The organism is Alkalidesulfovibrio alkalitolerans DSM 16529, from assembly GCF_000422245.1.
GTDB lineage: Bacteria > Desulfobacterota > Desulfovibrionia > Desulfovibrionales > Desulfovibrionaceae > Alkalidesulfovibrio > Alkalidesulfovibrio alkalitolerans.
Genome location: NZ_ATHI01000026.1, coordinates 212141 through 237882, shown reverse-complemented (window position 1 = coordinate 237882; position 25742 = coordinate 212141). Strand labels below are relative to the sequence as shown.

23 protein-coding genes and 1 tRNA gene are annotated in these 25742 nt (G+C 65.5%); 15 read left to right on the top strand and 9 right to left on the bottom strand.

All coding sequences use genetic code 11. The annotated features are described in order from the left end of the window. The first annotated feature begins 16 nt into the window (after positions 1 to 16). Positions 17 to 349 (top strand): P-II family nitrogen regulator, encoded by a 333-nt coding sequence (locus tag DSAT_RS08585; RefSeq protein WP_020887105.1) that lies wholly within the window; start codon positions 17 to 19, stop codon positions 347 to 349. A gap of 104 nt (positions 350 to 453) precedes the next feature. Continuing rightward, positions 454 to 1686 (top strand): EAL domain-containing protein, encoded by a 1233-nt coding sequence (locus DSAT_RS08580; protein WP_020887104.1) that lies wholly within the window; start codon positions 454 to 456, stop codon positions 1684 to 1686. A gap of 70 nt (positions 1687 to 1756) precedes the next feature. Here the strand turns inward: DSAT_RS08580 and DSAT_RS15390 are convergent, their stop codons facing one another. Both DSAT_RS15390 and DSAT_RS08575 read right to left on the bottom strand, forming a co-directional pair. After that, positions 1757 to 2386: a hypothetical protein gene (locus DSAT_RS15390; protein ID WP_020887103.1), complete on the bottom strand. Its 630-nt coding sequence runs from the start codon at positions 2384 to 2386 to the stop codon at positions 1757 to 1759. Positions 2387 to 3051: 665 nt separating this feature from the next. Beyond that, positions 3052 to 3534, bottom strand: coding sequence for a CBS domain-containing protein (locus tag DSAT_RS08575; RefSeq protein WP_020887102.1), 483 nt, complete (start codon positions 3532 to 3534; stop codon positions 3052 to 3054). A gap of 108 nt (positions 3535 to 3642) precedes the next feature. On the opposite strand from DSAT_RS08575, the gene DSAT_RS08570 reads away from it, so the two are divergent. The 4 genes from DSAT_RS08570 (at position 3643) to rpsI (ending at position 6778) form a co-directional block, all read left to right on the top strand. Further along, positions 3643 to 4887: an HD domain-containing protein gene (locus DSAT_RS08570; protein ID WP_020887101.1), complete on the top strand. Its 1245-nt coding sequence runs from the start codon at positions 3643 to 3645 to the stop codon at positions 4885 to 4887. A 12-nt stretch (positions 4888 to 4899) separates the two neighbouring features. Continuing rightward, complete coding sequence (locus tag DSAT_RS08565) at positions 4900 to 5844, top strand: class I SAM-dependent methyltransferase (protein WP_020887100.1); 945 nt, start codon at positions 4900 to 4902, stop codon at positions 5842 to 5844. 88 nt (positions 5845 to 5932) lie between these two features. Further along, positions 5933 to 6361 carry a 50S ribosomal protein L13 gene (gene rplM, locus DSAT_RS08560; protein ID WP_020887099.1) on the top strand — a complete coding sequence of 143 codons (429 nt, stop codon included), beginning with the start codon at positions 5933 to 5935 and terminating at the stop codon, positions 6359 to 6361. A 24-nt stretch (positions 6362 to 6385) separates the two neighbouring features. Continuing rightward, positions 6386 to 6778 (top strand): 30S ribosomal protein S9, encoded by a 393-nt coding sequence (rpsI, locus tag DSAT_RS08555; RefSeq protein WP_020887098.1) that lies wholly within the window; start codon positions 6386 to 6388, stop codon positions 6776 to 6778. 124 nt (positions 6779 to 6902) lie between these two features. Here the strand turns inward: rpsI and DSAT_RS08550 are convergent, their stop codons facing one another. Further along, a complete protein-coding gene (locus tag DSAT_RS08550; RefSeq protein ID WP_020887097.1) occupies positions 6903 to 8132 on the bottom strand; it encodes a tetratricopeptide repeat protein in 1230 nt (409 codons plus the stop codon). A gap of 201 nt (positions 8133 to 8333) precedes the next feature. Here DSAT_RS08550 and DSAT_RS08545 point away from each other — a divergent pair, with 201 nt between their 5' ends. Next, positions 8334 to 9605 (top strand): radical SAM family protein, encoded by a 1272-nt coding sequence (locus DSAT_RS08545; protein ID WP_020887096.1) that lies wholly within the window; start codon positions 8334 to 8336, stop codon positions 9603 to 9605. Between the two features lie 69 nt (positions 9606 to 9674). Here the strand turns inward: DSAT_RS08545 and purM are convergent, their stop codons facing one another. Continuing rightward, the gene (purM, locus tag DSAT_RS08540) at positions 9675 to 10739 is read right to left on the bottom strand and encodes a phosphoribosylformylglycinamidine cyclo-ligase (RefSeq protein WP_020887095.1); all 1065 of its coding nucleotides are present in this window, start codon (positions 10737 to 10739) and stop codon (positions 9675 to 9677) included. A gap of 140 nt (positions 10740 to 10879) precedes the next feature. On the opposite strand from purM, the gene DSAT_RS08535 reads away from it, so the two are divergent. From DSAT_RS08535 to DSAT_RS08520, 4 genes are all read left to right on the top strand, one after another. Further along, positions 10880 to 11200: a hypothetical protein gene (locus DSAT_RS08535; protein ID WP_152490272.1), complete on the top strand. Its 321-nt coding sequence runs from the start codon at positions 10880 to 10882 to the stop codon at positions 11198 to 11200. Between the two features lie 126 nt (positions 11201 to 11326). Then, positions 11327 to 12349, top strand: coding sequence for an AmmeMemoRadiSam system radical SAM enzyme (gene amrS / locus DSAT_RS08530; protein ID WP_020887093.1), 1023 nt, complete (start codon positions 11327 to 11329; stop codon positions 12347 to 12349). 36 nt (positions 12350 to 12385) lie between these two features. Then, positions 12386 to 12462: transfer RNA gene (locus DSAT_RS08525), tRNA-Pro, on the top strand. Between the two features lie 289 nt (positions 12463 to 12751). Further along, positions 12752 to 14422 carry a class I SAM-dependent methyltransferase gene (locus DSAT_RS08520; RefSeq protein WP_020887092.1) on the top strand — a complete coding sequence of 557 codons (1671 nt, stop codon included), beginning with the start codon at positions 12752 to 12754 and terminating at the stop codon, positions 14420 to 14422. Between the two features lie 37 nt (positions 14423 to 14459). On the opposite strand, the gene DSAT_RS08515 is transcribed toward DSAT_RS08520, so the two are convergent. From DSAT_RS08515 to DSAT_RS08500, 4 genes are all read right to left on the bottom strand, one after another. Further along, positions 14460 to 15332: an RluA family pseudouridine synthase gene (locus DSAT_RS08515; protein WP_020887091.1), complete on the bottom strand. Its 873-nt coding sequence runs from the start codon at positions 15330 to 15332 to the stop codon at positions 14460 to 14462. Between the two features lies 1 nt (position 15333). Further along, positions 15334 to 16638 (bottom strand): TRAP transporter large permease, encoded by a 1305-nt coding sequence (locus DSAT_RS08510; RefSeq protein WP_020887090.1) that lies wholly within the window; start codon positions 16636 to 16638, stop codon positions 15334 to 15336. After that, positions 16635 to 17132 (bottom strand): TRAP transporter small permease, encoded by a 498-nt coding sequence (locus DSAT_RS08505; RefSeq protein ID WP_020887089.1) that lies wholly within the window; start codon positions 17130 to 17132, stop codon positions 16635 to 16637. The genes DSAT_RS08510 and DSAT_RS08505 overlap by 4 nt, the downstream gene beginning before the upstream one ends. Before the next feature lie 83 nt (positions 17133 to 17215). Further along, positions 17216 to 18229: a TRAP transporter substrate-binding protein gene (locus DSAT_RS08500; protein ID WP_020887088.1), complete on the bottom strand. Its 1014-nt coding sequence runs from the start codon at positions 18227 to 18229 to the stop codon at positions 17216 to 17218. A gap of 136 nt (positions 18230 to 18365) precedes the next feature. Here DSAT_RS08500 and DSAT_RS08495 point away from each other — a divergent pair, with 136 nt between their 5' ends. The 4 genes from DSAT_RS08495 (at position 18366) to DSAT_RS08480 (ending at position 23654) form a co-directional block, all read left to right on the top strand. Further along, the gene (locus DSAT_RS08495; RefSeq protein ID WP_020887087.1) at positions 18366 to 19616 is read left to right on the top strand and encodes an RsmB/NOP family class I SAM-dependent RNA methyltransferase; all 1251 of its coding nucleotides are present in this window, start codon (positions 18366 to 18368) and stop codon (positions 19614 to 19616) included. A gap of 269 nt (positions 19617 to 19885) precedes the next feature. Next, positions 19886 to 21523: a glucose-6-phosphate isomerase gene (gene pgi, locus DSAT_RS08490; RefSeq protein WP_020887086.1), complete on the top strand. Its 1638-nt coding sequence runs from the start codon at positions 19886 to 19888 to the stop codon at positions 21521 to 21523. 169 nt (positions 21524 to 21692) lie between these two features. Beyond that, a complete protein-coding gene (locus DSAT_RS08485; RefSeq protein ID WP_020887085.1) occupies positions 21693 to 22985 on the top strand; it encodes a hypothetical protein in 1293 nt (430 codons plus the stop codon). A gap of 84 nt (positions 22986 to 23069) precedes the next feature. Beyond that, entirely contained in the window at positions 23070 to 23654 is a 585-nt protein-coding gene (locus DSAT_RS08480) for an LOG family protein (RefSeq protein WP_020887084.1), read from the top strand. A gap of 20 nt (positions 23655 to 23674) precedes the next feature. Here DSAT_RS08480 and DSAT_RS08475 read toward each other — a convergent pair whose 3' ends face one another. Next, positions 23675 to 25333, bottom strand: coding sequence for a methyl-accepting chemotaxis protein (locus DSAT_RS08475; protein ID WP_020887083.1), 1659 nt, complete (start codon positions 25331 to 25333; stop codon positions 23675 to 23677). Positions 25334 to 25742: the final 409 nt, after the last annotated feature.

The window sequence follows — 25742 nt, the reverse complement described above, 5'->3', positions numbered from 1 at the left end:
GACGAAAGGAGCGACCATGAAACTCATCATCGCCTACTTCCGCCCTGAAAAGCTGAACAGCGTCAAGCAGGCGCTCTACGCCAAGGGCATCTACTCCATGTCCGTGACCAACGTGCTCGGCGCGGGCCGCCAGAAGGGCTTCACCGAAACCTATCGCGGCGTGACCATGGAAGTGAACCTGCTCAAGAAGGTCCGCCTCGAAGTGGGCCTCAATGAAGACAAGCTCGACGACGCCGTGACGGCCATCCGCGACGGAGCCCTGACCGGCAAGGAGGGCGACGGCATCATCCTCGTGCAGGACGTGGCCAAGGCCATGCGCATCCGCACCGGCGAGGAAAGCATCCTCTGATCAAGCGCCGCGCGAGCGGCCGAACACGGGAGACGCCCTCGGGCGTCTCCCTTTTTTTCCGGACAACGCCCGAAAACGACCTCGACCCCACCCAGGACCCGCGCATGCAGACCTTCGAACTCTCCCTGGACGCCATCCTCGCGCGACGCCTGCTCACGGCGCACCTGCAACCCATCGTCTCGCTCAAGCGCCAGCGCGTCTTCGGGGTCGAGGCCCTGGCGCGGGGACTCTCGCCCTGCACCGGGAACGGCAAGACCATCATCCCGCCCGCGACCCTCTTCGCCATGGCCGACGAATCGTCTTCGCGCCTGGCCCTGGACCGGCTGTGCCGCGAAACCGCGCTCGCGGCCTTCGCCGCCCTGCACGCAAACGATCCAGGGCTCTTGCTGCACGTCAATCTCGACGGCTCGATCCTCAACGACCGCACCGTGGGCTCGGGCCACATGCTGCGCTCCGCGCGCCAGCACGGCGTCGCGCCCGGCAACGTGGTCATCGAGGTCATCGAATCGCGCGTGGACGACTCCCAGGCCCTGCTGCGCTTCGCCGAAGGCATGCGCGAGGCGGGTTTTCTGCTGGCCTTGGACGACGTGGGCGCGGGCCACTCGAACCTGGACCGCATCCCGCTGCTTCGGCCCGACATCATCAAGATGGACAGGAGCCTGATCGCGGGCATCGACCAAGTCTACCACCAGCAGGTCATCGCCGCCTCGCTGGTCAAGATGGCCGCGCGCATCGGCGCGCTGGTCATCGCCGAAGGCGTGGAGCACGAGGCAGAGGTGCTGACGCTCATGGAGATCGGCGTGGAGCTGTTCCAGGGCTGGCATTTCGCCAGGGCCGCCGAGGCGGCCAATCCGCTCCCCGACCTCTCACGGCTCATGAGTGACACCGCGACGACCTTCCGCCGTCACCAGATGGCCAAGATCACCGCGCGCAAACGGCTGCACGCCATGTACGCGGGGCTCTCCAGCGAAATCGCCGAGCGCCTGGGCGCGCGGCCTCCCGAGGAATTCGACGAACTTTTGTGCGAGGCGCTGGCCCTGCACCCGGCCCTGGAATGTCTCTACGTGCTCGACGAAAGCGGTCGCCAGTCAAGCGAGACCGTCTGCCGCGAGCCCGCGCCGCGCCAGGGGCGGCTCCTCTACCAGCCCGCGCGCAAGGGCGCGGACCACTCGCTCAAGGACTACTACCTGCCCCTGGCGGCCGGGCTCTCGCGCTACACGTCCGAGCCATACATCTCACTGGCCTCGGGCAGCCTGTGCCAGACCATCGCGGCGCGCTTCGAGGACCGCGACGGCGCCCTGCGCATCCTGTGCATGGACGTGGTCAGCCAGACCTGACGTGAATTCCATCTCACCGCACGTAATTTAGCTGAGCAGCAGTCAACGACACCCTGGCAAGGCATGCCCCCTATTTCTTATCTGTCATTGCATTAATGCCTTTGATTGAAAAATTCTTTGAAAATTTTGGAGAGACATAAAACCGACCACGCGCAACAGCTGTCTCCATCAGCTCTTCTACAGCATCGCAGATCCCGTCATCAAGGTACGCTATTGATTTTGTACGAGGATGCGGAGGGTTGTTCATTTCGCAGTTGACTGTTGGATGCCTAATCTCCTCTAGATATTTATAGAAAGATTCTTTCGCCAAACATAACCCATAAACTCTCCAGGCATACTTCTTCCCCCACCAATATCCACTCCTCTCTGAATGAATCACCCTTTCATCATTCTTTGCTCTTTCTGCATTATAGATTTCTCTTCCTATCTGGAAGGCCGCAATCACACTTACCTTTGGAGACACCTTGCTTGAATTACAAATAGAGGAAGGATCAACAATACGTATTCCGCCAACATTCTTAAAACCAACATCATATCTATCACCTTCAACAATAACTGGGGACCGACTTGTGGTCTCAATCTGATAGATTGTATCTGTTCCCTGAGGTGTAAATCGGTGTAAGAAAAGGCCACCAGAATCTGTTATTGTATAGTTGCTTGCAATAAGATCAAACTGTGTATACATTTCCCTTGCCCTCATATTGCCTACCTCCAGAGATTTATAGATTCCTGACTATAGCACCCTGCATGAAAAAAATTAAAATATGACTACGGGTGAATCCACAAAAGCCATAAAACTCGCCCCAACAAATCCGAAGTGCAGGAACTTAATTAAAAGCTGCCAACATATATTCGCCATTTGAAATTTCCGCAAGCGCAAGGCGCAAGAAAGCGCCGGGCCCGACGTGTATAAAGATATACACGAGGGATCGGCGCTTTCGCGGCAACGCAGCAGATGGCGTCTTTTCAGCGGATGGATTTCAGCGAGGCGTCAAAAAACGCGAGGGCAAGGCGCGAGAGCCGGTCAAGACCGACGCGTATTCCCCATACGCGAGGGTTTGACCGGCTTAAAGCAACGCAGCCATCGCGGATTTTTCACGCCTCGCCTCTTGGCGGGCCGCTCAAAGGCGTCAGATGCAAGGCGCAAGAAAGCGCCGGGCCCGACGTGTATAAAGATATACACGAGGGATCGGCGCTTTCGCGGCAACGCAGCAGATGGCGTCTTTTCAGCGGATGGATTTCAGCGAGGCGTCAAAAAACGCGAGGGCAAGGCGCGAGAGCCGGTCAAGACCGACGCGTATTCCCCATACGCGAGGGTTTGACCGGCTTAAAGCAACGCAGCCATCGCGGATTTTTCACGCCTCGCTAGAAGAAGTCGACCATTTCGCGGGTAATCTCGCGGAAAAGATCGCCGATCAGGATCACGCCAAGCGGCTTGTCGCCCTCTTCCACGATAACCCAGTTGCGCTTGGACTCCACCAGGGCGTTCAGCACCAGCAGCAGCGGGTCCGAGGGTTTGACCATGGGCGCGTCCTTGCGCATGACCTTCTTGACCTCGACGCCGCAGCACAGCGCGCAGGCCCGGCCGAAGGCGCGGTCCCAGTCCGCCTCCTCCAAGTGACGCAAGTCTTCCTTGAGCACGCAATCCTCGGCCGTGCGCAGCACGTCCCAGGCGGTAACCACGCCCGCGAATTTTCCAGTATCGGTGACCACGACGATGAGATGGGCCTCGGGCTGACCCTTGAGCCGTTCGCGCATGGTCTTCATGACGTCGCCGAGCTTCGCCGTCTCCGCCACGCTGGCGAAATCCTCCCGCATCACGTCCCAGGCCCGCTTGCGCAATATCATGCAACCCTCCGTTCAGATCGTGCGGCACACCTTGTGCTTTGCCGCCGTGCCCGCTACATTGGCCAGCGGCTCATCAGCCTTTTGTTCCTCTAACCCGACCGGCCCCGCATGCCAAGCATCCGCAAGAGCCTTTTGCAACTCCTTTTTTCCGGCTCGTCCATGAAACGCTGGAACGACAAGCTCAGGCCCATGGAGTTGTTCGAGGTGGACAAGCAGGCGCACAAGATGATGGTCGCCTGGATGCTCTACGAGACCAACGCGCGCGGGTTGCCCCTGGACGAGCGGCTGGCCCTGGGCGAGGCCGTGGTCGAGGGCGGGCTCTTCGAATATCTCTACCGGCTGGTCATCACGGACATCAAGCCGCCGGTCTTCTATAAGATAAAGGCCAACCCGGACCATTACCGCCGCCTCACGGCCTGGGTCATGGACCAGCTCACGCCGCGCATCCAGGTGCTGGGCGAGACCTTCACGCAGCGCTTTCGCGAGCATCTGGCCGTGCCCGACCGCCGCGACCCGGCCAGCCGCATCCTGCACGCGGCCCACATCTACGCCAGCCGCTACGAATTCCACCTCATCAAGCACCTCAACCCCTGGGACGAGGAACTCGACGAGATCGAGGAGGACTTCACCGCCACCCTCACGGCGCACTCGGACATCAAGGGCGTGCCCGAGTTGCTCACCGAGGGCCACCCCTTCGAGCGCTTCGCAAGCCTTTGCGGCCGCCTGCGCTTCCAGACCCGCTGGTCGCAGACGCCGCGCATCCCCGAGACCACGGTGCTCGGACATCTGTTCATCGTGGCCGCCTGTGCCTACCTCTTCTCGCTGGAATTGAACGCCTGCCGCGCCCGGCGCGTGAACAATTTCTTCTCCGGCCTGTTCCACGACCTGCCCGAATTGTTGACCCGCGACATCATTTCGCCGGTGAAGCGCAGCGTGGAGGGCATCTCCGACCTCATCGCGCAGTACGAGCACGACGCCCTGGAACGCCGGGTTTTCTCGCTTTTGCGCCAGGCCGGCGCGCCCGATCTGGCCGATCGGCTGGCGTATTTCCTGGGCATCGAGTTCGGCTCGGAATTCGAGACCGTGGTGCGCAAGAAGGACGGCAAGGTGCTGCGCACGGACTGGCGCGCCTTGGCCGAGTCCTACAACCACGACGAATTCGACGCCAAGGACGGCGGGCTGCTCAAGATCTGCGACAATCTGGCCGCCTTCCTGGAGGCCTATACCGCGCTTCGCAACGGCATCACCTCGGACCAGCTCCAGCACGCCCTGTGGCGCATCCAGGGGGCGTATGCCCAGGAGCCGTTCCAGCATGGCGTGCACATCGGCTCGCTGCTGGCCGACTTCGACTAGGGGCCGGACGAGATGACCAGCACCCCGGCGAAATCCCCTCCTGCGGCCGCGCGCGGCATGGCCGCGCTGCCGCCCGGACTGCGCGAACTGTTGCGCTGCCCGGCCTGCCGCGCGGAACTTTCGGGGCCGGGGCCGGACTTCTCCTGCCCGGCCTGCGGCCGGGACTTCGCGGCCACGCCGGACGGGCGGCCGGACCTGCGGCTGCGCGATCCCGTGCGCATCGGGCTTTCCCTGACCCTGGGCGAGCCGTTGGACATCCCGGAGCACTTGGATTTCGCGCCGCTGGCGTTTAACCGCGGGCCTGAGGTCGATTTCGCCGGGCTGCCCGTGCCCAGGCATCTTTCGCTCGAGATTCTGTCCTGGTTCCCCAAGGCCGAAGCGCCGGGCAAGATCGCCCTGGACCTGGGCTCGGGGCGGGGGCTTCACCGCGCGGCAGTGGAACGGGCCGGGTTCGCCTGGGCGGGCCTGGACTATGCCAACAAGCGCGCCCCGCTGCTCGCGGACGCGCACGCCCTTCCCTTTGCCGACGCAAGCTTCGGGTTCATCCTCTCGGTGGCCGTGCTGGAGCACCTGCGCCACCCATATGCGGCGCTGGCCGAGATCGGCCGGGTGCTCAGGCCGGGCGGGCGGCTCATCGCCACCATGGCCTTCCTGGAGCCCTTCCACAAAAACAGCTTCTTCAACATCTCGCATCTGGGCGCGCTGTCGCTTTTGCACCACGCCGGGCTTTTTCCGCGCGCCGTGGCGCCGGGCAAGGGCGGCCTCTTCGCGCTTTCGCGCATGGGGCTCTTCGCCGGTCTGCCGCGCGGGCTGGCGCACGGGATCGTGACGCCCGTGCATTGGCTGCACCGCGTCTGGTGGAAGATCGGCCGCCGCTGGCATCCCCGGCTCACCGAACCCGCGAGGCGGCTCATCCTGTCGGGCGACATGACCGTGGTGGCGGATCGTCCGGTATGACTTTTTACGCCCCTTTGCTTGACAGGTCCGGGCAAAGGGTCTATGCAATCCCTCCTTTGAGTGGAGAATCCGCAAGGAGACGAAAGAGATGAAAACCTGGACCCCGACGCTGCAGGAAATCAAACGCGACTGGATCGTGGTCGACGCGCAGGACAAGATCCTGGGCCGCCTCGCCACGCAGATCGCCATGCACCTGCGCGGAAAGCATAAGCCCGAATACACCCCGCACATGGACAACGGGGATTTCGTGGTCGTGGTCAACGCCGAGAAGATCGCCGTCACCGGCAACAAGCTGCAGGACAAGAAGTACTACCGTCACAGCGGCTTCCCCGGCGGCATCAAGGAAATCAGCCTGCGTGACCAGCTGAACAAGAAGCCCGAGGAAGTCATTCGCCTCGCCGTGCGTGGCATGCTGCCCAAGAATCGCCTGGGCCGCCAGCTCTTGAAGAAGCTCAAGATCTACGCCGGCCCCGAGCACCCCCACACGGCGCAAGAGCCCAAGCCCCTGGACATCTAGGGACATTTCCAAATCGGAGCAGCAATGAGCCAGGAATTTTTCTACGGAACGGGCAAGCGCAAGAACGCCGTGGCCCGCACCCGCGTCTACCCCGGCAAGGGCGAAATCATCGTCAACGGCCGCCCCTACGAAGACTACTTTCCCCGGGCGACCCTGCAGATGATCATCCGCCAGCCCCTGAACCTGACCAAGACCCTTGGCAAGTTCGACATCAAGATCAACGTCTGCGGCGGCGGCGTTGCGGGACAGGCCCAGGCCGTGCGCCACGGCATCTCCCGCGCCCTGCTGAACGTCGATCCCGAACTTCGCGGCCTGCTGAAGAAGGCCGGCTTCCTGACCCGCGATTCGCGCGTCAAGGAACGCAAGAAGTACGGTCTGGCCTCCGCCCGCGCGCGCTTCCAGTACTCCAAGCGCTAGGCCGAAGTCCTACGCCTTTTGGCATCTCTGAGGCGGGGTCCGCGAGGATCCCGCCTCAAGCCGTTCAAAACGTCCCATTTGCCGTTTTGTTGCGCGGCCCTTGCGCTACGCCAGGTCGGCGGCCTTATCCGCGCGGAAAGAGAATGCTTTCGACGCTTCCGCCCGAGGTGGCGAGCGGCGTGGCGAAATGAACTCCCGCCTGAAGCCCGCTGCGCCAGACTACCTGCGCCTTGCGTGAGCCGAGAAGATTGTTCAGGCCCCGCCGCTCCGTGAGCATCACCAGATCGCCCGCGTCGAAGGCCGCCTCGCCGAGCGTCACCTCCAGGCGCGCGCCGGTCTGCGAAATGTCGCGCACAAGCGTGGGGCACTCGTTCCCCCGGCAAAGCATCATGCACAGCGCCTCTGTGTCCAGGGTCAGGCGCGGCGCGCGGCGGCGGTCGTCGTGAAAGGATATCTCGAAATCGCCCCAGGACGGGGAACCAGCCGCTCTCCCCTTTTCGATTCTTCCCTGGGAGCGGGCGCTGCCGCGGCGTCCCTGGGCCTCGCCATAGGCGGCCTCGCGGACCGTCGTTGGCATGGACGGAATCACGATACCACCGCGCGTGGCCCATGTCCTGTTCCCGTTCGCGGGCTTCGCGCCTCGCGGCTGCCCCGCGCCCGTCTTCCTGTGCACGAAGTCGAGAAACATCTCCGCCTCCGGAAAGGCGGGATTAAGATCCAGAGCGCGGTTCAGATGCTCCGCGCATTTGGCCGCCTCGCCCATGTGCCAGTAGGCCCGGGCCAAGTTGAAATGCAGGTGGTCGTCGGTCGGATTCAGACGCAAGGCCTTGTGGTAGTAAGCCACGGCCCTGCCGTAGTCTCCTTCCTTGCGCAGGGAGATGGAGCGGGTGTTGACTTCGCTCTGATGGCGGAAAGTCATGACCGAGACGTCCGGGATGGTGGCGAGCAGATCGCTGACGATGCGCAACCTGCCTGCCGCCGGGGTCTCGACCTTGGCGTCCTTGTCGTCGATCTGCAGGGCCTTGAAGACCAAGCGCTCATGCTCACTCAGGGTCTTCGTCTCCACGGTGCCCTGGGCGACGGAGACCTTGGCGGCCAGCCCCTTGAGCACCGGCAGCAGGTGCGTGGTGAAATGCTCCGGGTCGGGCACGAATCCCGCCAGGAAATCCTCCTGCCCGACCACGCGCTTGAGTCCCGCGGGCATGTGCTCGTTATTCAGCGGCTGCAGCAACACGCGCTCGTCGTCCAGGCGCACCGCGAACCAGTGCACGCGCGTCACGGTTGCCTTGCGCGTGGCTCCGGTGCCGACGTGATCATCTCTCTCGCTGAAATAGACGCCAAGAATATGCGGCATAACACCCCCTGATCCCCGCTTCCTTTCTACCATCGCGCGCCGTAACGGGTCAACGTTTTGCCGTTATTTTTTACTGGATGATCCGGCAGTCATTCCCGCAGGATACGGAAACGGATTAAAATTGCCCGTACTTCTCTGACGCTGACAAGAGGAACAAATCAGCCGTTGCCTTTTGCCCGGCGATGTGCGACCTGCCACGCCATGGCCACCCGCGAACGCCTCACGCCGCATCTTCTCGCCGCCACCCCTGAAGGGGAGATCATTGAACATCCGGACCTCCTGATGGTCGTCAGGCGCGGCCACGAACTGGCCCTGCCCCGGCCCGACGAACTCATCCCCCTGCCCGAGGAATCCGAGCTTTTCCTGCTCGAGGGACGCCGCGCCGTGGGGCTCGATCCCGAATCCGGCCGGGCCGAGGTGGTGGACGACTTCGCCGTGGCCGCTTTCGTGGCCCCGGCGCACACCCTCTCCGCCACGGCCGCCTTCGCCGTGGAGGACGACGCGCCCGTGCTGCCGCTTTTCGCCTACGGCGCGGTGGGTTTTGCCAACGGCCGTTTTTACGTCTGCGCCAAGCGCGTGGATCGCGACCGCCGCCAGGAGTTCTCGGGCATCGACCCGGAGAAGATCCGGCAGGGCGCGAACCGCCTGCTCAAGAGATTTCCTGACAACCGGCTGGTGCGCCATCTGGCGGGCTGCGCCCTGACCTACTCCTGCCCGGCGGCGCGCAATCTGGCCCTGGGCCGCTTCGAGTGCCCCCTACCCACGGCCCGGACCTGCAACGCCTCGTGCATCGGCTGCCTCTCGTCCCAGCCGCCGGACTCGGGCTTTCCGGCCACGCAGGAGCGCATCGGCTTCACGCCCAAACCCGAGGAGATCGTGGAGGTCATGCAGGCGCACGGCGCGCGCGCCAAGCAGCCCATCTTCTCCTTTGGTCAGGGCTGCGAAGGCGAGCCGCTGACCGAGGCCAAGATCATCGCCAAGGCCGTTGCGCTGTTTCGCGGCGCGGGCGGCAAAGGCACCGTGAACGTCAACACCAACGCCAGCCTGCCGCAGACCATGGCCCCGCTCGCTGCGGCCGGGCTCTCCTCCATCCGCGTGAGCCTCAACTCGGCGCGCGAATGCTCCTGGCTGCCCTACTACCGGCCGCGCGGCTACGCCTTCGCCGACGTGCGCGAGACGATCCGAGAGGCCAAGCGCCACGGCCTGTTCGTGTCGCTCAACTTCCTGTTCTTTCCTGGCTTTTCCGACACCGAGGAGGAGTTCGACGCGCTGGCCGGGCTCATAGCGGACGAAAAGGTGGACTTCATCCAGATGCGCAACCTGAACCTGGATCCAGAGCTGTATCTCGACACGCTGGCCGCCGTGCCCATGGGCCCGAGCATGGGCCTCGCCAACTTCCTCACGCGCCTGAAAAAGGCCGCGCCAACACTCGGCGTGGGCTACTTCAATCCCTCTCTCGAAACCGCGGGTTAGCCCGCGCCACGCAAAAAAGCCGGGACGCGAAACGCGCCCCGGCCCTTATTTCGCTCGCTGAAGCGGCGCTTACGGGCAGGCGTCCTCGGGGAAGTCCACGATCACCTGTTCCATGCCCTTCTCCAGCGGCTCGATACGGCCGATGACGGAGGCCGGAATGTGCATCCCCGAAAGACGATCGATGACGTCCTGGGCGACCTCCGGGGCCACGATGCACATGTAGCCCACGCCGCAGTTGAAGACCTGCAGCATCTCGGGCCAGGAAAGATTCCCCTGGGCCTTGAGCCAGGCGAAGACCGGCGGCACCGCGAAGGAGCCGAAAGCGATGCGGGCGGCCACGCCGCGCGGCAGCACGCGGGGAATGTTGTCGTAGAAGCCGCCGCCGGTGATGTGCACCATGCCCTTGATCTCCAGGTCGCGCATGATGGCCTTGATGGGCTTGACGTAAATGCGCGTGGGCGCGAGCAGCACCTCGGCCACGGTCTTGTCCGTGCCGGGAAACGCGTCGCCGCCCGAAAGATTCGAGGCGGCCAGGATCTTGCGGATCAGGGAGTAGCCGTTGGAGTGCGGGCCGGTGGAACCGAGCCCCACGATCACGTCGCCCACGGCAATGCTCGACCCGTCCACGATGCGCGCGTTGTCCACGATGCCGACGCAAAAGCCCGAGAGGTCGTATTCGCCGTCCGCATAGAAGTCCGGCATCTCGGCCGTCTCTCCGCCGAGCAGGGCGCACTCGGCCTCGCGGCAGCCCTCCACGATGCCCTGGAGCACGGTGGTGGCCTTGTCGCCGTCCAGTTTGCCTGTGGCGAAGTAGTCCAGAAAAAACAGCGGCTTCGCCCCCTGCACCAGGATGTCGTTGACGCTCATGGCCACCAGGTCGATACCCACGGTGTCGTGGCGGTCGAAGGTGAAGGCGAGCTTCAGCTTGGTGCCCACGCCGTCTGTCCCGGCCACCAGCACCGGCTCCTGCATGCCCGCGATGTCGGGCTTGAACAGGCCGCCGAAACCGCCGATGTCCGAGATCACTCCCTTGGTGTAGGTCGATGCGACCATGGACTTGATGCCGTCGATGAACCGGCCTGCGGCCTCGGTGTCCACTCCCGCGGCCGTGTAGGCGTCCGTGCGCTTGCTCATGGCATGATCCTTGATAAATTCCCCCGAAAAGGTGAAGGGATGTATAGGGGTTTCAGACCCGAACCGCAAGAAAAAGCACAAGATATCATACCCTGCGAGGAACAACCATGCAATGCCGCCACCATTTTATCGACGCTTTTATGACGCGGTGTCCCCGCGCGCCCCGCCGATTTTCGCTGCCCGGCCTGCTGCTGGCGGGTTTGCTGCTCGTCGGCTCGGTTCCGGCCGCGTGGGCCGAAGGCCACGGCGGCTACACGCCGAACCCAGACACGGCTCCCGACCGCCGCGATGTGCAGATGGGCACGGGCGGCCGCCAGGGCGCGCCGTTCATCGGCCAGGACCCCGTGACCGGCGATCAGGTCATGGAAACCGCGCCGAGGCCGCCGGTCGATCAGCCCGCGCACAACGCCACCATCGAGATCAAGGAGGTCAAGCCAGTCATCATCTGGCCCGGCAAGTGATGTCGCATTCCCCAAAAACGTGATAGCATTTCGACGCATCCAGTCGGCGTCGGGCAGCCCACGGACGGGCTACCACGCGGCAAGGACGGGACCGGGCAGGGGCCAGACGGCCCAGGGAGGTGCGTCATGCACGAGGCGCTTTTGTGGAAACCGCTTTCCAAGGACCGCGTTCATTGCGAACTGTGCAGTCATTTCTGCGTCATCGAACCGGACAGCCGGGGCAAATGCGGCGTTCGCGTGAACAAAAACGGCAAGCTGTACACCCTTGTTTTCGACCGCGTGGCGGCCATGAACCTCGATCCCATCGAGAAGAAGCCGCTCTACCACTTCCTGCCGGGCACGACCTCCTTCTCCATCGGCACCATGGGCTGCAACCTGGAATGCGGCTTCTGCCAGAACTGGTCGCTCTCTCAGTCACCCAAGACCGGCCAGCCCATCCAAGGTCAGCACGTTTCGCCCGAGGACATCGTGCGCGCGGCGCGCGAGACCGGCGCGGCCTCCATCTCCTACACATACTCCGAGCCAACGATCTTCTTCGAACTCGTACAGGCCACGGCCAGACTGGCCGCGCAAGCCGGACTCGCCAACGTCCTGGTCTCCAACGGCTTCATGTCCGGCCGCTGCCTGGAGGAACTCGCGCCGCTCGTCCAGGCCGCCAACATCGACCTGAAGGCCTTCAGCGAACGTTTCTACCAAGAGGTATGCGGCGCCCGACTGGCCCCGGTGCTGGAGAACCTGAAGACTATCCGCTCCCTTGGCTGGCACCTGGAAGTCACGACCCTGGTCATCCCGGACCTGAACGATTCCAAGGAAGAGCTTTCGGCCATCGCGGGCTTCATCGCCAAGGAGCTTGGCGCGCACACGCCGTGGCACGTCTCGCGCTTTCACCCCACCTACAGGCTCACGGACCGGGGCCCGACGCCTGTGGAAAGCCTGGAGCGCGCCAGGGCCGCGGGCATTGCGGCGGGCCTTGAACACATTTACGTGGGCAACGTTCCGGGCAGGGAAGACAACGCCACGGTCTGCCCCTCCTGCGGCTGCGCGTGCGTGACGCGCGACGGCTTCACGGTCCTGCGCAACCGGCTCAAGGACGGCCGCTGCCCGCAGTGCGGGGGCGAAGTTTCGGGCGTGTGGTCCAGGGCAACTTGAAAGCCCGGCCGCTTTGCTGTAGGCATCCGTTTCCGTCGGGGCGTGGCGCAGCCTGGTAGCGCGTCAGCTTTGGGAGCTGAATGTCGGAGGTTCAAATCCTCTCGCCCCGACCAAAAAAGATACAACGTACTCAGCGAAAAGCCGCGCTTCTGGAAGAAGCGCGGCTTTTCGCTTTTTTTGCGCAGAGGATTCCAGCTTTGCCAGACGATGACGCATATTCTCGCAGATTGATCGTCATTTCAAACATCACCCTGCCTTTTCGTCGCAAAGCGCATTCATCCCCTTCTGGACGACAGGCATCCAATATTTGTACAAAGACGGCAGGCCACGCCCATACCCACAGACAACGCTCGTGCATTGCCCAAAAATCACTGAAAAGCGCGACGACACGGAGCCACGAGAATGCCCGACGACAGCCTGCCGCCCATCGTCTTCGAGGAACCGGGCATCCCCTACGCCGACTCGTCCGAGGCGGCCCTGCTCGACTTGTTCTCGCGCGAGGCGGCCCACGACGAATACGGCCTCGTCGGCCACGACCTGCCCTGGGCTGTGCACTACCACCTCACGCCGCGCCGCAAGTCGCTTCTGGCCTGGATGGACTTCGGACCGGACGCCTCGGTGCTGGAGCTTGGCGCTGGCTGCGGCGCACTGACCTCGCTGCTGGTCGAAAAGGCCGGGCGCGTCGTGGCAGCGGAAGGCTCGCCCGACCGGGCCAAGGTCATCCAGATGCGCTGCCGCAAGGCGAAAAACCTGCGCATCGTCGTGGGCAACGCCGCGAACCTGCCGTTCACGGACGAGTTCTCGCACGTGATCCTGGTCGGCGTGCTCGAATACGCGCAGACCTACGTGCGCCACGAGCGGCCGCACGAGCACCTGCTTCGCGCCGCGCGCCGCTACCTGCGGCCGGACGGCGTCCTGATCCTGGCCATCGAGAACGCCATGGGCCACAAATACCTCGCGGGCATGCCCGAGGACCACACGGGCCGCCCCTACTGCGGGGTCAACGGCTATGCCGGGCCGTTCGGCGCGCGCACCTTCGACCGGCCCGCGCTCGCCGCGCTGCTCGCGGACGCGGGCTTCGCAGCGCAGTCCTGGTTCTATCCCTCGCCCGACTACAAAGTGCCCGACGCCGTCCTTTCCCAGCACGCCTTCGAAACCCCCTCTTTCGATCCCCTGCCGCTTCTGGACCTGCCCACGCGGGACTACGGCGGCAGGCACGAACCGGCCTTCAACGAACGCACGTTCCTGCAAAGCGCCCTGGACGCGGGCTGCGCCCACAACTTCATGAACTCCTTCCTGGTGCTGGCGGGCGATGGCGCCCACGCCCCGGCCCTGGGCGCCGACTCCGCCATGCTGGCCACGGCCTTCAACGTGGACGGCTGCCCGCGCGCCTTCCAGACCCAGACCCGCTTCGACGCCCGCGACGACGGCTCCATCAGTGTCTCGCGCCGCCGCGTCCACGACCTTGCGCCGCGCGCCTTCGCCAGCGGAGAACAACACGTGAAGCCGGTCGAGCCCTACCTCGCCGGGTACGTGAGCGTGCTCATGCGCGTCCTGTCATTGCTGGAGCGGGGCGACGCCCCTGGCGCGGGGACCGCGCTGCTCGCCTGGATGGACCTCATGGCGGCGCGAAGCATCCCGGCCTCGCCGAAGATCGCGGAGGATTTCGCCGCCTTTTGCGCCGCCCGCATCGGCAGGCCCCTCTACGCCGAGCGCGCCGCCGGGCCTTTCGTACCTGGCGCGCTGCTCGACGCGCATCCCGGAAACGTGATGTTTCATCCGCAAAGCGGCGACGTGCGCTTCATCGATCTGGAGTGGAAGCTGGCCGTACACCTGCCGCTGCAACTCGTCATCGACAGGGGCATAAACTACGTGGGGCAGAAGATCGGGGCGTGGAGCAGGCATTACGCCTACGAGAACCCGGGCCAGGGCGCGTTCCCCCCGGCCATGGAGAACGTGCTCAGACGGCGGGCCGTTTATCGCTCGGCCGACATCGCGTCGCTCACGGCCTTCAACAACTGGTTCATGGCCTGTGTGCGGCGTGGGGATCTGGATTATGCGGCGGGCGGCTAGCTAACTACGGAAAACTGGCCGAGAGCCAGAGACCGGGCTATGGCGCCCACTCGCCATCCCAGTCCGGCGCGCAGACGAGCGGCGGCAGCCCTGGCAGCTCCAGCCGCCAGGCATGCAGCATGAGCGGCGTCGCGTGCGGCGGCGCGCCGTACTTGCGGTCGCCAAGCACGGGATGGCCGCGCGTGGCGAGCTGCACCCTGATCTGGTGCGTGCGGCCGGTGAAAAGCTCCACGGCCAGAAGGCTCGCCCCCTCACCCAGGCGCAGGGGCCGCACGCGCGCCAGGGCCTGCCTGCCCGCGCCCGCGCGCACCTTCTCCAGCCCCGTGCCCGAGGCCGCCTTCTCCAGCCGGTCCGAGAGCGTCACGGCGCGTTCCTCGGGCCAGCGCCCTGCCACCCAGGCCAGATAGGTCTTTTTGGCCTCGCGGCCCGCAAAAATCTCCGAGAGGCGGCGGCGCGCCTCGTGCGTCTTGCCCGCCACGAGAATGCCCGTGGTCTCACGGTCCAGCCGGTGCACCGGCGCGGGCGAGACGTTCGTGCCCGCGTACATGGCAAGCAGCCGGTCGGCCACGGAGTCGCTCAATCCCGTTCCGCCCTGCGCAGCCAGGCCGCGCGGCTTTTTCACGACCACTGTTTCGGCGTCCTCGTACAGGATTTCGAGCGGCGGACCGGAGGCTTTCAGTCGTTCCGGCGCGGTCTCGCCCGGCTCGTGCGGCGGGATGCGCACGCTCTGCCCGGCCAGGAGCCTGTCGAAGGGCTTGGCCCGGCCGCCGTCCACGCGCACCTGCCCGGTGCGTATCCACTTCTGGATGGCCGCGCGCGGCACGCCCTTGCCCAGGCGCGCCTCAAGAAACAGCAGGAGCTTCATCCCGGACTCGGCCGGGCCGACCGTGACCGTGACGACGCCCGCCATGTCAGTTCGCGTGCCCCGAAAGCCAGAGCACGAACTCCGGGAAAATGAGCATCATGGCCAGGCAGGCGAGGAAGCCGAGCAGGAAGTAGTTGCCGCCGCGAAAGACCTCGGAGAGCGTGAGCCCCGGCGACATGGCCGCGACCACGTAGCTCGATATGCCCACGGGCGGCGTGATGGCCCCCATGGTCGTGAGCACGCAGATGTAAGCGCCGAACCAGACCGGATCGTAGCCGAGCGTCATGGCCAGGGGGAAGAAGATGGGCAGCGTGATGAGCAACAGCGCCAGGGCGTCCATGATCATGCCGCCCAGAAGATAGATCAGGCTTATTACCAGCATCACGCCGAAGCCCGGCAGTTCGAGCCCCGCCACCCAGTCGGCCATGTCGAAAGGCAGCCGCGTGACCGCCAGGAAGCGGCCGAAGATGACCGCGCCCATGATGATCACCAGGATCATGCACGAGACGCGGATGGTGTCCATGACCGCCACCCAAAGCCCCTTGAGCGAAAGCTTGCATGTGGCCGTGTTCATGAGGATGGCCAGCCCCGCGCCCGCCGCGCCCGCCTCGGAAGGCGTGAACACGCCGAAGGCGAGGCCGCCCATGACCAGCGCGAAGAGCGCGGCCATCTCCAGGGAGCCGGTCAGCGAGGCGATCTTCTCGGCCCAGGTCACGCCTGGCCCGGCCGGGCCCCAGGTGGGGTGAAGGCGGCAGACGAAATGGATGATGACCAGAAACGACGAGAGCAGAAAGAGCCCCGGCACCACGCCTGAAAGGAAGAGCTTGGCGATGGAGGTGCCGGTCTGAAGCCCGTAGATGATGAAGACCACCGAAGGCGGGATGACCACGCCGAGTGTCGAGCCCGCGGCCACCGCGCCCGACGAGAGCACGGGGCTGTAGCCGTATTTCTTCATCTCGGGCAGGGCCACGGTGCTCATGGTCGCGGCCGTGGCCGAATTGGAGCCGGAGATGGCCGCGAACCCCGCGCTGGCCATAACCGTGGCCATGGCCATGCCGCCCCTGATGGAGCCGAGCCAGCAGTAGGCCGTGTGGTACAATCGCTGGTTGACCCCGGAATAGAAGCAGACTTGCCCCATGAGCACGAACAGGGGGATGACCGTGAGTCCGTAGGAGGAGAAAGTCTCCCAGATCTCGCTGCCGGTGAGGCCGAGCGCGGCCGCAAGGCCCATGACGTGCACGAGCCCCGAGAAACCCACGGCGGCCATGGCAAAACCCACAGGCATACGCAGGAAGAAAATGACCGCCAGCAGGACGACGACGCCGAGCAGGCCTTCGAGCATCATGTTCATGCGGCGCGCTCCGGGGTCTTTCTCAGGGCCGCGAGCATGTCCACGAAGAGGACGAAAGCCATGAGCAGGCAGCCGCCGCCCACGCCCCAGACGAACCAGTAAAACGGCAGTCTGAGGGTCTCGGAAAGCTCGCCCGTGGCGACCATGAAGTTGCCGAAATCGACCACCTCGACCCCGGCCACGGCGAAGAAGGCCCCGCCGATGGCCGCGCCCAGCGCATCGAGCAGGCGGCGCAGGCGGCGCGGCAGATGCTCGTCAAGGATGGTCACGGCCACGTGGCCCTTGGCGAGTTGCGAGTAGCCCAGCGCAAAGGCCGCGGCCACGGCCCCGAAGAAGCCCATCAACTCGTAGGTGCCGCCGATGGGCGAGGACAGGAAGGTGCGGCCGATGATGTTGGCGCAGGCCAAGGCGACCATGGCCAGCACGGCCAAACCGGCCACGGCGGCCAGGGCGTTGCAGGCCAGACGGCGGAAACGTTCAAGCAATGCGATCACGAATGCTCCAGGCAGCAGGCGCGGCGGGGCCGCCCGGAACGCGTCCGGACGGCCCCCTCATGCGCGGACGACCTTTGACGGGCCTATTTGCCGTAGGCGGCTTCGGCCTCGGCCTTGAAGGTTTCGATGTCCTTGAGGATGGCCTCGGGATCGAGTCCCGCGGTCCGGGCCTCGACCTTCCAGGCGTCGATGAGCGGGGCCACGGCCTGCATCATGGCCGACTGGTCCGCTTCGGAAAGATCGTAGACTTCGATGCCGTAGGTCTCCTTGGACCAGTCGAGTGCGGTCTGCACGTGCGCATCCCAATACTTGCCGGTCCATTCGGCCTGCTCAAGGGCGAGGTCGTCGATGACCTTTTGCACGTCCTTGGGCAGGGAATCCCAGGTGCGCTTGTTCATGATGACCGCAAAGGGATAGACCGGCAGGTTCATGACTGTCTGGTAGCGGCACATCTCGGCGAAATTCATGTCCTTCAGAACCTCGAAGGAAGTCAGGAGCCCCTTGACCACGCCCTTTTGCACGGCCTCGGGCGTCTCGGGCATGGGCATGGAGACCGGCACCGCGCCAAGGCGGGCGAGCACGTCGGAGAGGTTGCCCGCGCCACGGATCTCAAGGCCCTTCATGTCGTCGAGGGTCTTGACCGGCACCCGCGACATGAGGTTCGAGGGCGCGGAGGTGAACATGGCGACGACCTTGACGGCCTCGAACTCCTGGGGCTTATATTTCTCGAACATCTTCCACAGCGTGACCGAGGCCGTGGTGGCCGAGGTGAAGCCCACGGGCTGGCTGAGCGCGAAAGAGAACGGGAACGCGCCCGGCTGGTACGACATGGAGATGCAGCCGATGTCGGCCTGGCCGGTCTGCACGCCGCGCAGCATGTTGCGCGCCGTGAGCAGGGTGCTGCCGGGGTAGGTCTTGACCGTGATGGCCCCGTTGGTGCGCTTTTGCACCTCCTCGGCCCAGCGCTCCATCTGCACGCACGGCACGGTGGACGCGGGCGGGAAGTTGGCGTAGCTCAGGGTTCTGGCCGCCAGCGGCTGGGAGGCGAGGCCCGCCGCGAACAGCAGCGTGGCCAGGAGAACGGCGAGAGTGCGCATGTCGTGGACTCCTTTCCTCGGGAAAAGACGGTTGCTGACAACGCCCGGTTTGGCAATTGCGTGAAAAAGGTGCCTACATGATTGCCTTGCAAAACGCAAAGCTGGAACAGCGTTTCTATCTATGGAGCCCGCGCGGGTGAGCCGGGCCAACCGTTCCTTTCGTCTGGTCTGCGAGCCCGGCGAGGCCGCGGCCGTCGAGGCCTGGCTCGCGGCGCAGGGCTTCGCCTTCGAAGCCGAGCCCTTCCACCCCCTGTGCCGGGTCTGCACGCTCGAACCCTTCGCCCTGGGCGACTCCCAGGCCGCGCGCTTCGGCTACATCTACATCCAGGACCGCTCCTCCATGCTCCCGCCGCTGGCGCTGGCCCCGGCGCAGGGCTCGTGTGTGCTCGACATGTGCGCCGCGCCCGGCTCCAAGACCGGCTTTTTGGCCCAGCTCACGGGGCGCGCGGGTTTCGTGCTCGGCAACGAGCCTGGCCACGGCCGCCTGCCCACGCTGCGCCAGAACCTGCGCCGCATGAACCTGGTCCAGGCCGCCACCTGCTCCTATCCGGGCGAGTCCCTGCCGCTTCGCGACGAAAGCTGGGACTTCATCCAACTCGACCCGCCCTGCTCGGGCTGGGGCACCGAGGCCAAGAACCCGGAAGTGCGCGCCATCTGGACCCCGGAGAAGACCGGGCCGCTCGTGTCCCTGCAACGAAAGCTCCTGGCCCGCGCGGCCTCGCTGCTCGCGCCGGGCGGCCGCGCGCTCTACTCCACCTGCACCACCAACGTGGAGGAGAACGAGGCCCAGACGCTTTTCGCCATGGACGAACTCGGCCTCGATCTTTCGCCCCTCGCTCCGCCGCCCGGCTTCGCGCTCGATGCGCCGATGCTGGGGCTCTCGGGCGTGGTGCGCACGGACATGACCGCAGGAGAGGGCCAGGGCTTCTATCTCGCGCTGCTGCAAAAGCCCGGTTCGGACGAGCCGCACCCCGACAAGGGCGCGCAAGCCGCCCCGAGCCTGCCCGGCCGCCGCCTTGATCCGGCGCGCCTCGACTGCCCGAACGATCCCGCCCCGGCCTTCGAGCGCCTGCCGCCGGGCGAGATATGGGATTTCGCGGGCGCGGCCTTCTTCCTGCCGCGCGCGGCGCTCGGCCTGCCGCCGGGATTTCGCTGGCAGGGCTTCCCGCTTGGCAAGATCGTCAAGAACCGCTTCCGCCCCGATCCGCGCTGCCGCGCGCTCCTGCCTCCCTGGCGCGAGGGCGCGGGCCTGAACCTGACCGACCCAGCCGGGCTTTCGGCCCTGCTCTCGGGCCAGAGCATCGCTGCCCCGCCGGGCGCGGGCCTTTATTTCCACGGCCTGCCGCTGGGCTGGCTGACTCGCAAGGGCAAGCGCGCCATCTGGTAGCAGGCCGCCCCAAAAACGCCATCTGCGGCGTTGCCGCAAAAAGTTCAAACCCTCGCGTATCTGAAATACGCGTCGGCCTTGAACTTTTCTTGCGCCTTGCATCTGGCGCTTTTGGAACGGTCTGCCCAAAATAGTTGAGCAGCAGCCTGCGCGGCGGCCGCGTTGACTTGGGCGGCTGCTTCCGTCATTACCATTAGGGAAGCCGCTTGTTGACAAACGTTTTCTTCGAGTTGCCCGCCCCCAAGATGCCAAGACAGGGAGCACGCCACATGCGCCTCACCGAATCCCCCGCCTACACCGCCCTGACCCGCCACAGCGAGACGATGCGCAAGACGCACATGCGCGACCTCTTCGCCGCCGATCCGGGGCGTTTCGCGGCCATGCACCTCACGCTCGGCGACATCCTCTTCGACTACTCCAAGAACCGCGTCACGGCCGAGACCTTGCGCCTGCTCCTCGACCTGGCCCGCCAGGAAAAGGTGGAGGAGCGCCGCGAGGCCATGTTCGCGGGCGAGAAGATCAACGTCACCGAGGGCCGCGCGGTGCTGCACACCGCCCTGCGCAACCGTTCGGACAGGCCTGTGCTCGTGAACGGCCGCGACGTGATGCCAGAGGTGCGGATGGTGCTCGCGCGCATGCGCGGCTTCTGCAAGGCCGTGCGCTCGGGCTCATGGAAAGGGTTCACGGGCAAGGCCATCGAAAACGTGGTCAACATCGGCATCGGAGGCTCGGACCTCGGCCCGCAGATGGTCTGCCAAGCCCTGGCCCACTACGCCCGGCCCGACCTGCGCGTGCACTTCGTCTCCAACGTGGACGGCACCCACGTCATGGAGACCCTGGCCCAGGTGGACCCCGAGACCACCCTCTTCCTCGTGGCCTCCAAGACCTTCACGACCCAGGAGACCATGACCAACGCGCACACCGCGCGCGACTGGCTCCTGGCCCACGCCCGGGACGAGGCGGCCGTGTCGCGCCACTTCGCGGCCCTGTCCACGAACGAAAAGGCCGTGCGCGCCTTCGGCATCGACCCGGACAACATGTTCGGCTTCTGGGACTGGGTGGGCGGCCGCTATTCGCTGTGGTCGGCCATCGGCCTTTCCATCGCGCTCTACGTGGGCATGGACCGCTTCGAAGAGCTGCTCGACGGGGCCTTCGCGGCGGACGAGCATTTCCGCTCAGCGCCGCTTGAGCAGAACATCCCCGTGCTCATGGCCCTGCTCGGCATATGGTACAACAACTTCCTCGGCGCGCAGACCCACGCCATCCTGCCCTACGACCAGTATCTGGCGCGCTTCGCGGCCTATTTCCAGCAGGGCGACATGGAATCCAACGGCAAGCGCGTGCGCCTGGACGGCCAGCCCGTGGACTACCAGACCGGCCCCGTGGTCTGGGGCGAACCCGGCACCAACGGCCAGCACGCCTTTTACCAGCTCATCCACCAGGGCACCAAGCTCATCCCCTGCGACTTCCTGATGCCCGCGCGCTCGCTCAACCCCGTGGGCGAGCACCACGCCATCCTGGCCTCGAATTTCCTGGCCCAGACCGAGGCGCTGATGCGCGGCAAGACCGAGGACGAGGCGCGGGCCGAACTTGAACGGCAGGGGCTTTCGGACGAGGCGATCGAGCGCCTGTTGCCGCACAAGGTCTTCCCCGGCAACAAGCCCACCAACTCCTTCCTCTTCCGCGTCCTCGACCCGAAGACGCTGGGCACGCTCATCGCGCTCTACGAGCACAAGATTTTCGTGCAGGGCGCGATCTGGAACGTGAACTCCTTCGACCAGTGGGGCGTGGAGCTCGGCAAGCAGCTCGCAAACGCCATCCTGCCCGAACTGGAGGACGACGCCCCGGCCACGGGCCACGACTCCTCGACCAACGGCCTGATAGACTGGTTCAAGAAGCTGCGCTGAGAGATGGAGCGGGCCGGACCCTCTCCAGCCGCCTTCATTTTTTCGCCTCGGGCTTGTCCGCGACGCCCGAACGGGTGTACATGCGGGGCAATATCCCCTGATCCCCCGATCCGGCCGGCCGGGCGCATGCCCCTTCACCCGGACGGCCGGGGCGCGCACGGAGGCCCGCATGACGCCGACATCCCTTCCCCCCGGCTTCGCCGATCTGCTCGATTTTCCGCTCGTTGCGGCCCTGCTCGGCAGGCGCTCGCGCCGTTTCGGCCTGGGTATGCAGATCCCGGACGGCCCCTTCGCCCACAAAAGCGGCCACGCGCCAAAGCCCCTCTCCGAGATCGAGACCATGCTCGTGGTCGGGGCCTGCGGGGCCAACACGGGCTGGCACAACATGATCTACCGCGCGGCCCGCTACGCGCCGCACCTGTCCAACTACGCGGGCGCGGCGGGCGGCCGGGTCTTCCCCTCGGCCGCGGGCTTCGAGACGAGCATGACCTTCTTCACGGACGACTCGGGCGTCTACGTGCTCGACGTGCGCGACGCCCCGGCCCTTGCCGGGCGGGACGCGGACGGCGGACTCGATCTCGACGCCCTCGTGCGCGCCCACGCGGAGCGGGTGCGAAAGCTCGCCGACGGCCGCCTGAAGCTGCCCGCCGAGACGCCCTTCGTCGAGGCCCACAACACCTGGGTGGTCAACAAGCCGGGCACGCTCCTGGTCGTCCCCGTGGGCGACCTGGCCCAGCACGTGCTCCTGGGGCTTTGCTACTACCTGCAAAACGGCCAGGTCTTTTTCGACGACCTGAACCGGCGGCCCATGCCGGGCCTGTCCGAGTTCGCCGACCTCGCGGCCGTGGACGCGCCCCTGCCGCTGACGTTCCTGGAACAATGGGCGTTTGGCGAACTGACCGCCGAATTGTCCTGCGCGTGCTACGCCGGGGCGCTCATGCTCCAGGCCATGGGGCTCGGCGGCTGGATGTTCAACGGCATCGACCCCTTCGCCATGCTCGGCGCGAGCGGCGATCCGGCCGTGCCGGGCCTGGGATTCAGGTACGACACCGACGAGCGCTGGGCGCTGCCCAACCCCACGGGCCTGCCCGGAGTCATGGAGGGCTTTTGCCCGCCCCACCACCCGGACATGCGCGCGGCCGTGGAGGCCCTGTGCGAGCGCAAGTTCGGCCCTGGCGGGCCGTTTCATCCCGGCACGCCCGGCCCCTGGAAGGACTCGCGGGCCGTGCGCGGCGCGGCCAGGGTCCACGACGAGCGCTTCCGGCGCTGCGTGGCCTTGCAGGCCAGCTACATCCTCGAAACCTTCGGAAAATTTCCGGGCACGGTGCCGAGCATCTTCTGCCTGCCGTATCTGCAGGCCTGCCACCTGGACCTGGAATTCTACGACCGCTTCTACGCGCCCGGCGCATACCTGCCCAGCCATCGCGGGCACATGGCCCGCTGGCACCCCGAAGACGGGTAGCGGCCCGCCCCCGGCACCGTCCCCGCGCCGCAGCCGAGCCACCGCGCTTGCGCACCGTTCCCATGCGGCGTAGTGTGCGCCGCCATGAAAAACATCTGCGTCTTTCTCGGCGCCAATCACGGTCTGGACCCGGCCTACGCGGCCACTGCCCGGCTTCTGGGCGCGGAACTCGTCCGGCGTGGCCTTGGCCTTGTCTACGGCGGCTCGGCCGTGGGGCTGATGCGCGTCCTGGCCGACGCGGTCATGGAAGCGGGCGGCGAGGCCACGGGCGTCATCCCCAAGGCGCTCTTCGACAAGGAGATCGGCCACACCGGCCTGACGAGCCTTGAGGTGGTGGACTCCATGCACCAGCGGAAGGCTCGCATGGCCGAGCTTTCCGACGCCTTCGTGGCCCTGCCCGGCGGCATCGGCACCCTGGAGGAACTTTTCGAGGTCTTCACCTGGGCGCAGCTCGGGTTCCACGCCAAGCCCTGCGGCCTGCTCGACGTCAACGGCTACTATTCGGGCCTGTGCGCCTTCCTCGACCACGTGCGCGACCAGGGATTCATGAAGGACGCCCACCGGGGCATGCTTTTGTGCGACGCCGACGCCTCGCGCCTTCTGGACCGCCTGGCGGACTACGAGCCGCCGCGCGTGCAGAAGTGGGTGCGCCAGCCGACGCAGCTTTAGCAGGCCGCTGGAAATCCCCGCTAGCCGAAGAGCTTGATGTCCGCGCCGAGCACGCCCGCGACCTCGCCGTTCTCCATGATCGGCACGGAGACCGTCAGGCAGTAGTCGCCAGAAGCGTCGGAGACGTAGATCGAGGAAAGGAACGTTTCCTTGTTCTCGACCGCGCCCTTGTACCAGGGCCGCGAGGACCAGTTCTTGCCGAGGGCCGAGGCATGACTGGCGCCCTTGAAATCCTTGGGCGCGATGTTCTCGGTCACCTGGCGGCCCGTGCCGTCCGTGAGGTAGAGCAACTCCAGGAACGAGAGGCGATCCACATAGCCGCGCATGGCCTTTTCGGCCCGCGCGCGGTCCAGGCTCGCGATGTCCTTGTTGCCTGCCATCTGTTCCACCTCGGCCAGAACCTTGCCCTCGGCGATGATCCGAAAGACCCCGCCGAGCTTGACCAACTCCTGGATCTGGGCGTCGAGCCTGGTGATGGATTCCATGGCGCCGGTCATGTCGCTGGCCGTCTCGGCCGAAAAGCGCGACAGGTTCTCCATGTTGCGGGCCACATCCTCGCTGGCCGCCGATTGCTGCGAACTGGCCGCGGCGATGGCGCGCATCTGGTCCGAGGTGGAGTTGGCCAGTTCCACGATCTCGGAAAGCATCTCGCCCGAGCGTCCGGAGGACTCCTCGGCGCTGGTCATGGCGGTCGCGGCCTGGGCCATGGAGGATAGGCTCTTGGCCGACCCCTCCTGGATGCCCCGGATGACCGTCTCCACCTCCTTGGTGGCGGACATGGTCTTCTCGGCGAGTTTCCTGACTTCGTCCGCGACCACGGCAAAGCCCCGGCCCGCCTCGCCCGCGCGGGCGGCCTCGATGGCCGCGTTCAGGGCCAGGAGGTTGGTCTGGTCGGCGATGTCCCCGATCACGGTCATGACCTGGCCGATGCTCTCGGCCTTGCCTCCCAGGGCCTCCATGTCGGTTCGAAGCCCCTGCATCACGCCAGTCAGTTCGCGGATGGCGGACACGGAGTTGCTGACGACCTCGGCTCCCCGCACGGCGGTGCCCCGCGTGCGTTCGGCGATTTCGGCCGCGCTCTGGGCGCTTCTCGCTACCTCCATGTTGGTGGCGTTCATTTCCTCCACGGCGGCCGCCGCGCTCTCCACGCGGCCGCGCTGCACCTGAGCGCCCTCGCTGACCTTGCCGGTGTCCGTGGCCAGGGAAGCCGCAAAGGTGGTGATGGAGTCCGAGACCTCCTTCAGGGTTCCGGCGGCCTCGAGCATGCTTTGCTTGGTGATGGTGTCGCGGCGTTTGGCCTTTTGCGCTCCGGCCACGGAGAGCTTGTTGGCCTTGCGCCATTTCTCGGCCTGCGCCTCGGCCACCTGGACGCGTTCGCGCGAGGACTCCAGGGCCTCGGCAAGCGTCTGGACCGCCGCGGCCGCCGGGGCCAGGGGGCCTGCAACGTCGGGCAGGGCGATGCCTTTTTCCTGGGCCAGGTTTTCGGCCGCCTTGACCAGGGCGGCCAGAGGCGCGGCAACGGCTCTTTGGACGAGGAGGAAGGCCGCGCCGCCGAACACGGCCGCAACAACGGCCGCGAATATGAAGAAAAGCGATCCGTCGTGCGCGAGCCGTCCAACGGCTGCGCCCGCAAGGGCGGCTACGGTGGCGAGGACGGTTGCGACGACGGCTGGATGCATGTGAAACCCCCAATATTACTGCATCGTAATTGACAAAATCCGTTTGGAGCTATCGTCTGGTGCGGGAAAAATCAAGAATTCTTTCCAAAGTGTGAAATATTTGCTGCCCTTGGCGCATGGGCGATGTATCGAAAATATTCGTTGGGAAACCGTCCCGCGAGGTCGGGATCGATACGATCGGCATCATGTGGATATTGCCAGGCGAAAGCGCAAGCCGATACCAGTTGACGAGAGCGGCAGTCCATGAGGGGGAGACTGAGGTAAAGAACGCACTGTGCGATCGCATACCTGCATAATTGCGAATTATTTACTTTTTTGCAAGATTTGTCTCGCAAGCCCAAGGAACACCGCACACCGTCTCTGGAGAAGACGCCGTGGCGTAGTGGACTTCAACCTGCCACGGGGGTAT

Bases quoted from the DNA above. Each gene is read 5' to 3' on its own strand.
- DSAT_RS08520 (WP_020887092.1), top strand. From the start codon at position 12,752: ATGCCCGACGACAGCCTGCCGCCCATCGTCTTCGAGGAACCGGGCATC.
- DSAT_RS08550 (WP_020887097.1), bottom strand. From the start codon at position 8,132: ATGCCGCATATTCTTGGCGTCTATTTCAGCGAGAGAGATGATCACGTC.
- DSAT_RS08545 (WP_020887096.1), top strand. From the start codon at position 8,334: ATGGCCACCCGCGAACGCCTCACGCCGCATCTTCTCGCCGCCACCCCT.
- DSAT_RS08480 (WP_020887084.1), top strand. From the start codon at position 23,070: ATGAAAAACATCTGCGTCTTTCTCGGCGCCAATCACGGTCTGGACCCG.
- purM (WP_020887095.1), bottom strand. From the start codon at position 10,739: ATGAGCAAGCGCACGGACGCCTACACGGCCGCGGGAGTGGACACCGAG.
- rplM (WP_020887099.1), top strand. From the start codon at position 5,933: ATGAAAACCTGGACCCCGACGCTGCAGGAAATCAAACGCGACTGGATC.
- DSAT_RS08575 (WP_020887102.1), bottom strand. From the start codon at position 3,534: ATGATATTGCGCAAGCGGGCCTGGGACGTGATGCGGGAGGATTTCGCC.
- DSAT_RS08580 (WP_020887104.1), top strand. From the start codon at position 454: ATGCAGACCTTCGAACTCTCCCTGGACGCCATCCTCGCGCGACGCCTG.
- DSAT_RS08500 (WP_020887088.1), bottom strand. From the start codon at position 18,229: ATGCGCACTCTCGCCGTTCTCCTGGCCACGCTGCTGTTCGCGGCGGGC.
- DSAT_RS08570 (WP_020887101.1), top strand. From the start codon at position 3,643: ATGCCAAGCATCCGCAAGAGCCTTTTGCAACTCCTTTTTTCCGGCTCG.
- DSAT_RS08485 (WP_020887085.1), top strand. From the start codon at position 21,693: ATGACGCCGACATCCCTTCCCCCCGGCTTCGCCGATCTGCTCGATTTT.
- DSAT_RS15390 (WP_020887103.1), bottom strand. From the start codon at position 2,386: ATGAGGGCAAGGGAAATGTATACACAGTTTGATCTTATTGCAAGCAAC.
- pgi (WP_020887086.1), top strand. From the start codon at position 19,886: ATGCGCCTCACCGAATCCCCCGCCTACACCGCCCTGACCCGCCACAGC.
- DSAT_RS08535 (WP_152490272.1), top strand. From the start codon at position 10,880: ATGACGCGGTGTCCCCGCGCGCCCCGCCGATTTTCGCTGCCCGGCCTG.
- DSAT_RS08585 (WP_020887105.1), top strand. From the start codon at position 17: ATGAAACTCATCATCGCCTACTTCCGCCCTGAAAAGCTGAACAGCGTC.
- DSAT_RS08475 (WP_020887083.1), bottom strand. From the start codon at position 25,333: ATGCATCCAGCCGTCGTCGCAACCGTCCTCGCCACCGTAGCCGCCCTT.
- rpsI (WP_020887098.1), top strand. From the start codon at position 6,386: ATGAGCCAGGAATTTTTCTACGGAACGGGCAAGCGCAAGAACGCCGTG.
- amrS (WP_020887093.1), top strand. From the start codon at position 11,327: ATGCACGAGGCGCTTTTGTGGAAACCGCTTTCCAAGGACCGCGTTCAT.
- DSAT_RS08510 (WP_020887090.1), bottom strand. From the start codon at position 16,638: ATGAACATGATGCTCGAAGGCCTGCTCGGCGTCGTCGTCCTGCTGGCG.
- DSAT_RS08515 (WP_020887091.1), bottom strand. From the start codon at position 15,332: ATGGCGGGCGTCGTCACGGTCACGGTCGGCCCGGCCGAGTCCGGGATG.
- DSAT_RS08565 (WP_020887100.1), top strand. From the start codon at position 4,900: ATGACCAGCACCCCGGCGAAATCCCCTCCTGCGGCCGCGCGCGGCATG.